This window comes from Streptomyces yaizuensis (assembly GCF_034961445.1).
Taxonomy (GTDB): Bacteria; Actinomycetota; Actinomycetes; order Streptomycetales; family Streptomycetaceae; genus Streptomyces; species Streptomyces yaizuensis.
On the sequence record NZ_BSBI01000008.1, the window covers coordinates 386252 to 393160 of the forward strand.

The following is a 6909-nucleotide window of genomic DNA, read 5'->3' on the forward strand; positions in this document are numbered from 1 at the left end:
AGGGGATGTTTCACGTGAAACCGATCGACCCGCGTCTGCTCCGTTACGCCCGTTCCACCCGTCGCTTCCTGCTCGCGGTGGTGCTCCTCGGACTGGTCGGAGCGGCGCTGGTCGTCGCTCAGGCGATGCTGATCGCCGAAGTGGTGGTCGGAGCCTTCGAGCGCGGTCTGACCGGCAGCGCTCTGCTGACCCCGCTGATCTGGCTGGCGGTCGTCGCGGTGGGCCGGGCCGGGGTCTCCTGGCTCACCGAACTCGCCGCGCACCGCGCCAGCGCGGCGGTCAAGTCCGAACTGCGGGCCAAGCTCCTGGCCCGGACGGCCGAGCTGGGTCCCGGATATCTGAGCACCCAGCGCACCGGCTCCCTGGTCGCCCTCGCCACCCGGGGCATCGACGCCCTGGACGACTACTTCGCGCGCTATCTGCCGCAACTCGGCCTCGCCGTGGTCGTCCCCGTGGCGGTACTGGCCCGGATCGTCACCGAGGACTGGGTCTCCGCCGCGATCATCGTGGGCACCCTGCCGCTGATCCCGGTCTTCATGGTGCTCATCGGCTGGGCCACCCAGAACCGGATGGACCGTCAGTGGCGGCTGCTCTCCCGGCTGTCGGGCCACTTCCTCGACGTGGTCGCGGGGCTGCCCACCCTCAAGGTCTTCGGCCGCGCCAAGGCACAGGCCGAGTCGATCCGCTCCATCACCGCGGAGTACCGCCGCGCCACGATGCGCACCCTGCGGATCGCCTTCATCTCCTCCTTCGCCCTGGAACTGCTCTCCACCCTCTCCGTCGCCCTGGTCGCGGTCACCATCGGCATGCGGCTGGTCCACGGCGGCATGGACCTCTACACCGGGCTGGTCATCCTGATCCTCGCCCCGGAGGCGTATCTGCCGATCCGGATGGTCGGAACCCAGTACCACGCGGCCGCCGAAGGGCTCGCCGCCGCCGAGGAGATCTTCACCGTCCTGGAGACCCCGCCCCCGGCCCGGGGCGGTGCCCCGGTGCCCGCGCGGGCCCGGATCGCACTCGACAACGTCACCGTCCGCCACCCCGGCCGCGCCGAACCCTCCCTGGACACCACCTCACTGACCGTCGAACCGGGCGAGACCGTCGCCCTCGTCGGACCCAGCGGCATCGGCAAATCCACCCTCCTCGATGTCGTCCTCGGCTTCACCGCTCCCAGCGAGGGCCGGATCCGGATCGGCGGCACCGACCTCGGGGACCTCGACCCGGCTCGCTGGCACGAGCGGATCGCGTGGGTGCCCCAGCGCCCGTACCTCTTCGCCGGGACGGTCGCCGACAACGTCCGCCTCGCCCGGCCGGACGCCGACGACGACGCCGTACGGGCCGCACTGCGGGACGCCGGGGCACAGGAATTCGTCGCCGCCCTCCCGCAGGGCGTGGAAACACCGCTGGGCGAGGACGGCGCCGGGCTCTCCGCCGGCCAGCGCCAGCGGCTCGCCCTGGCCCGCGCCTTCCTCGCCGACCGGCCGATCCTGCTCCTGGACGAGCCGACGGCGGCCCTGGACGGGGAGACCGAGGCCGGACTCGTCGAGACGGTACGGAGGCTGTCGGCGGGACGGACCGTCCTGCTCGTGGTGCACCGGCCCGCGCTGCTCGCGGTCGCCGACCGGGTGGTCACCCTGACCCGGACCACGACCGGCACCGGCCCCGACACCGTCTCCGAGACCGTGCCCGGGACGGTCCGGAGCGGGGACGACGACCTCGCCGCATTCGAGGACATCTGGGCGGCGGCCGGAGCCCTGCCCCCGGAGCCCGCCGACACCCCGGCTCCGGCGGGAACCCCGGCGGCCGTCCCGGCACTCACCCGGGTCCGGGAGGCCGCCCGCTCCCAGCGCGGCCGGTACGCGCTGGCACTCCTCCTCGGCACCCTCGCCCTCGGCTCGGCCGTCGGACTCATGGCGGTCTCCGGCTATCTGATCTCCCGGGCCTCCGAACAGCCGCCCGTGCTCTATCTGATGATGGCCGTCACCGCGACCCGCGCCTTCGGCATCGGCCGTGCCGTCTTCCGCTACGCCGAGCGGCTGGTCTCCCACGACGCGGTGCTGCGGACCCTCGCCGAACTGCGGGTCGCCGCCTACCGCCGGCTGGAGCGGATCTCCCCCGCCGGACTGCGCCGCAGCCGGCGCGGCGATCTGCTCTCCCGGCTGGTCCACGACGTCGACGCCCTCCAGGACTACTGGCTGCGCTGGCTGCTGCCCGTCGGCGCGGCCGTGGCGGTGAGCGCCGCGTCCGTCGGCTTCACCGCCTGGCTGCTCCCCGAGGCCGGCGCGCTGCTCGCCGCCGGACTGCTGCTCGCGGGGGTGGGGGTGCCGCTGCTCAGCGGGGCCGTCGCCCGCCGCGCCGAACTCCGGCTCGCCCCGGCCCGCGGCGAACTCGCCGCCCGCCTGGTGGACCTGCTGCGCGGTACGGCCGAACTCACCGTCGCCGGCGCGATGCCCGCCCGCGAGGAAGGCGCCCGCGAGGCCGACACCCGGCTCACCCGGATCGCCGCGCGCGGAGCGGCCGCCACCGCACTCGGCAGCGGACTCACCACCCTCGTCTGCGGGCTGACCGTCGTCCTCACCGCCTTCGCCGGCGTCCAGGCGGTGGCGGACGGCCGGCTCGCCGGGGTGGCGCTCGCGGTCGTGGTGCTCACCCCGCTCGCCGCCTTCGAGGCGGTCACCGGGCTGCCGCTCGCCGTCCGCTACCGGCAGCGGGTCCGCCGCAGCGCCGAGCGGGTGTACGAGGTGCTGGACGCCCCCGTACCCGTACCGGAGCCGGAGCACCCGGCACCGGCGCCCGCGACGGCCTTCCCCGTCGAGCTGCGGGGGGTGCGCGCCCGGTACGCGGGAGCCGAACGGGACGCCCTCGCCGGGCTGGATCTGACGCTGACGGCCGGCAGCAGGATCGCGGTCGTCGGGACGTCGGGCTCCGGGAAGACGACGCTCGCCCAGGTGCTGCTGCGCTTCCTGGACGTGGACGCCGGCACCTACACCGTCGGCGGCGTCCCCGCCGGGGAGCAGACCGGAGACACGGTCCGCTCGCTGGTGGGGCTCTGCGCCCAGGACGCCCACCTCTTCGACAGCTCGATCCGGGAGAATCTGCGGATCGCCCGGCCGGGGGCCGGCGAGGAGGAGCTGCGGGACGCGCTGGCCCAGGCCAGGCTGCTGGAGTGGGTCGACGGACTGCCCGCAGGACTGGACACCCACATCGGTGAGCACGGCGCCCGGCTCTCCGGCGGCCAGCGGCAGCGGCTCGCCCTGGCCCGCGCGCTCCTCGCGGACTTCCCCGTCCTGGTCCTGGACGAACCCGCCGAACACCTGGACCTGGCGACCGCCGACGCGCTGACCGCCGATCTGCTGGCGGCGAGCGAGGGCCGGACGGCCCGGGGCGGGGCGACCGTACTGATCACCCATCGGCTGCGGGGGCTCGACACGGTGGACGAGGTCGTCGTCCTGGCGGACGGGCGGGCGGTGCAGCGCGGTTCGTACGCCGAGCTGAGCACGGTGGACGGGCCGCTGCGGCGGATGCTGGAACGGGAACGGGCGGCGGACCGGCTGACGGACCCGTCGGCGGCGCCGGCCCGGCGGGGTGGGGCACTGGTCGCGGGCTGAGCGGGCGGCCGCACCCGGTACCGGAGGAGAGCCGGGTGCGGCCGACTTTCCTCCCCAAATAGGTATTACTAGGCTCAAGGTCATGACCGTGCCCGCACCGAAGGACGCGCAGGAGCCACAGCGGCCGCCGGGCCCGCAGTCCCCGCGTACCCCCAGGGAGCCGTCCGGGACCGCCGACGGTCCCGGCACGGCCGACTCCGCGAGCGCCGTCCCCCACGGCCTCCAGGGCCTGTCCTCCGAACTGACCGCCCGCGTCCCCCAACTCCTCGAAGCCATGCGCTCGGTCGGCACCGGCCTGGAACTCCACTCCACCCTGGACCGCATCTGCGAGACCGCCGCCGCACTCGCCGACGCCCGCTACGCCGCCATCGGCGTCGTCGACGAGGAGGGCCGGGGCCTCTCCGACTTCGTCACCCACGGCATCGACGCGGCGACCGTCCGCCGGATCGGCCGCCGCCCCGACGGCCAGCACGGACTGCTCGGCGCGCTGATCCACGACCCCGCGCCCGTCCGCCTCGCCGATCTCACCTCCGACCCCCGGTTCGCCGGATTCCCCCCGGGACACCCCCCGATGCGGACCTTCCTCGGCGTCCCCATCCGGGTCCAGGGCAAGATCTTCGGCAATCTCTACCTCGCCGGGAAGCACGGCGGCGGCGAGTTCAACGACGACGACCTCCACATGGTCCGGGTGCTCGCCACCGAGGCGGGCATCGCCATCGGCAACGCCCGGCTCTACGAGGCGGCCCGCCAGCGCGAGCGGTGGATCGACGGCTCCGTCGCCGTCACCACCGCCCTGCTCTCCGGCGGGGACGCCGAGGACGCCATCGGCGTCGTCGCCGAACAGGCCCGCCGGCTCGCCGACGCCGCCGCCGGGATCGTGCTGCTGCCCGCCGCCGACGGCGGACTGGAGATCGTCGCGATCGCCGCCGACGGCCCGGCTCCCCCCCTGGGCCTGGTCGTCGGCCCGGACAACCCCGTGGTGGCCCGGCTGCTCGCCGGCGAGGCGGTCTTCCTCGCGGACGCGGCCACCGACCTGCGGATCACCACACCGGAGGCCGTGCGGTACGGGCCCGGCATGCTGCTGCCCCTGCACAGCGGCGGCCGGGTGCTGGGGGCGCTCGCCACCCCCAGGGAACGCGGCGCCCGCCCCTTCAGCGCCGCCGAGCGGACCCTCGCCACGCAGTTCGCCGCACAGGCCGCCCTGGCGCTGGTCATGGCGGACGCCCAGCGCGACCGGGAACGGCTCGCGGTGTTCGAGGACCGCGACCGGATCGCCCGCGATCTGCACGACCTCGTGATCCAGCGGCTGTTCGCCACCGGGATGATGCTGGAGGGAGCCCAGCGGAAATCGGTCGTCCCCGCGCTCCAGGACGGCGTCGGCAAGGCCGTCGACGAACTGGACGTCACCATCCAGGAGATCCGCACGGCGATCTTCGCGCTCCAGCAGGGACCGGCCGAGGCCCCGTCCGGGCTGCGCACCCGGGTCCTGCGGGAGATCAACATGGCGGCCGTGCCGCTGGGCTTCACCCCCGGCCACCACTTCGCCGGCGCGGTGGACTCCGCCGTCTCCGAACTGACCGGCAAGAACCTGATCGCCGCACTGCGCGAAGCCCTCTCCAACGCCTTCCGGCACGCCCGGGCCGGCCGGATCGAGGTGGTCGTGGACGCCGGGGCCCACCTTCCCGACGGCACCCCCGGGGTCCGGCTGACCGTCGCCGACGACGGGGTCGGCATCCCGGCCGGCGGACGCCGCAGCGGCCTGCGGAACCTGGCCCGGCGGGCGGAGTCCCTGGGCGGCGCCAGCGTCTGCGGCCCGGGAATCGGCCCCGGCGGGCGCGGGACGACGGTCCGCTGGGAGGCCCCGCTGTAGGGCCCGCCCGATCCATCGGGGCCGCCCCGGGCCCGTGCTGCTCCAAGTGGCCGTACGACACCCGCTACGACACCCCCCGCTTCCCCGCTTTCCCCGCCGGGCCACGCAACGATCGCGCCATGGGACTGAGACACCGTTCCCGGCTTCCCCTGGTCGCCGGGGCGGCGCTGTGCGCGCTGCTGCTGACGCCCCCGCCCGTCCACGCGACCGGCGGTCCGGGCGGCACCGGCGCGGCCGGTGCCGAGGTCGCCCGACTGTACGAGCAGGTCGAACGGGCCGTCGCCGCGCACGAGCGGGACCGGCGCGCAGCCCGGGCCCTGCGGGTACGCGCGGACGCGCTCCAACGCCGGCTGGACCGGCAGCGGCGGGAGCTGCGCCGGGTCCGCGACGCGGTCGGCGCGTACGCCCGCGCCCAGTACCGCACGGGCGGCCCGCTCGCCGTCACGGCCCGGCTGCTCGGCGAACGGGACCCCGAATCGCTGCTGCGCGGCCGGCGATACGCCCACCAGGCCGAGACCGCGGTGCACGGACTCCTCGCACGGGCCCGGCTCGCGGAACGCAGGAACGCGACCGCCGAACACCGGGCACGGGCCGCCTGGCGCCGCCTGGAGATCCGGCGGGCCCGGCTCGCGGCCGCCCGCAAGGACATCGAACGACAACTGCGCCAGGCCCGCGAGCTGCTGCGGTGGGAGAGCGGCCCCGGGAGCACGGGCAGCGACTGCGCGGGCGCCCTGCCCGTCGCGGGGCCGGTGGCCGCGGGCCCCGCCGGAGCCCGCTGGGTGGCCCCGGTGCGCGGCTACCGGCTGTCGGCGGGATTCGGCCGCCGTGGCGCGTACTGGGCGAACCGGCACACCGGGCAGGACTTCGCGGTCCCCCTCGGCACCCCCGTCCGGGCGGCCGGCGCGGGCCGCGTGCTCTCCGTCTCCTGCGGCGGCCCCTTCGGCCTGGAGATCGTGATCTGGCATCCGGACGGCTTCTCGACGCAGTACGCGCATCTCGCGGCGGCGGTGGTGGTCCAGGGCGCGGAGGTCCGTACGGGGCAGCGGATCGGGCTCGCGGGCACGACGGGCAACTCCACCGGGCCGCACCTGCACTTTGAGGTCCGGCGGACCTCGGGAGCGGGAGTGGAGCCGGTGGGGTGGCTGCGGGGGCGGGGGGTGGTGCTGTGAGCCTCGCGCTGCCCGCCCGCGTCGGTACGTGTGCGGTGCGCTCGTCCGGGGTTCCGGTGGCCGGCCCGTGTCGGTATGGGGTCCCGCACCCTTCTTTTCCCCCGGCTTGGGGTACCGGTCCGCCTGTGCTGGCTGCGTGGGTGGGGGGTGCAGGGTCGCCCCCGCAGGGGATCGGCGGGAAGTCCGGCGTGCGTTGACGGTGGGCCTTCGGTCCGCCGACCCCGAGGAGGTGAGCCCGGAGGCCCCCACCAACCCGCACCAC

3 protein-coding genes are annotated in these 6909 nt (G+C 75.6%); all 3 read left to right on the forward strand.

The window, feature by feature from the left end; genetic code table 11:
- Nucleotides 1–5 precede the first annotated feature (5 nt).
- The 3 genes from cydD (at nucleotide 6) to SYYSPA8_RS21210 (ending at nucleotide 6647) form a co-directional block, all read left to right on the forward strand.
- A complete protein-coding gene (gene cydD / locus SYYSPA8_RS21200) occupies nucleotides 6–3608 on the forward strand; it encodes a thiol reductant ABC exporter subunit CydD (protein WP_323448813.1) in 3603 nt (1200 codons plus the stop codon).
- 82 nt (nucleotides 3609–3690) lie between these two features.
- Nucleotides 3691–5478, forward strand: a complete 1788-nt coding sequence (locus SYYSPA8_RS21205; protein WP_323448814.1) for a GAF domain-containing sensor histidine kinase — start codon at nucleotides 3691–3693, stop codon at nucleotides 5476–5478.
- Between the two features lie 119 nt (nucleotides 5479–5597).
- Nucleotides 5598–6647, forward strand: coding sequence for a M23 family metallopeptidase (locus SYYSPA8_RS21210; RefSeq protein ID WP_323448815.1), 1050 nt, complete (start codon nucleotides 5598–5600; stop codon nucleotides 6645–6647).
- Nucleotides 6648–6909 lie beyond the last annotated feature (262 nt).

Bases quoted from the DNA above. Each gene is read 5' to 3' on its own strand.
- cydD (WP_323448813.1), top strand. From the start codon at position 6: ATGTTTCACGTGAAACCGATCGACCCGCGTCTGCTCCGTTACGCCCGT.
- SYYSPA8_RS21205 (WP_323448814.1), top strand. From the start codon at position 3,691: ATGACCGTGCCCGCACCGAAGGACGCGCAGGAGCCACAGCGGCCGCCG.
- SYYSPA8_RS21210 (WP_323448815.1), top strand. From the start codon at position 5,598: ATGGGACTGAGACACCGTTCCCGGCTTCCCCTGGTCGCCGGGGCGGCG.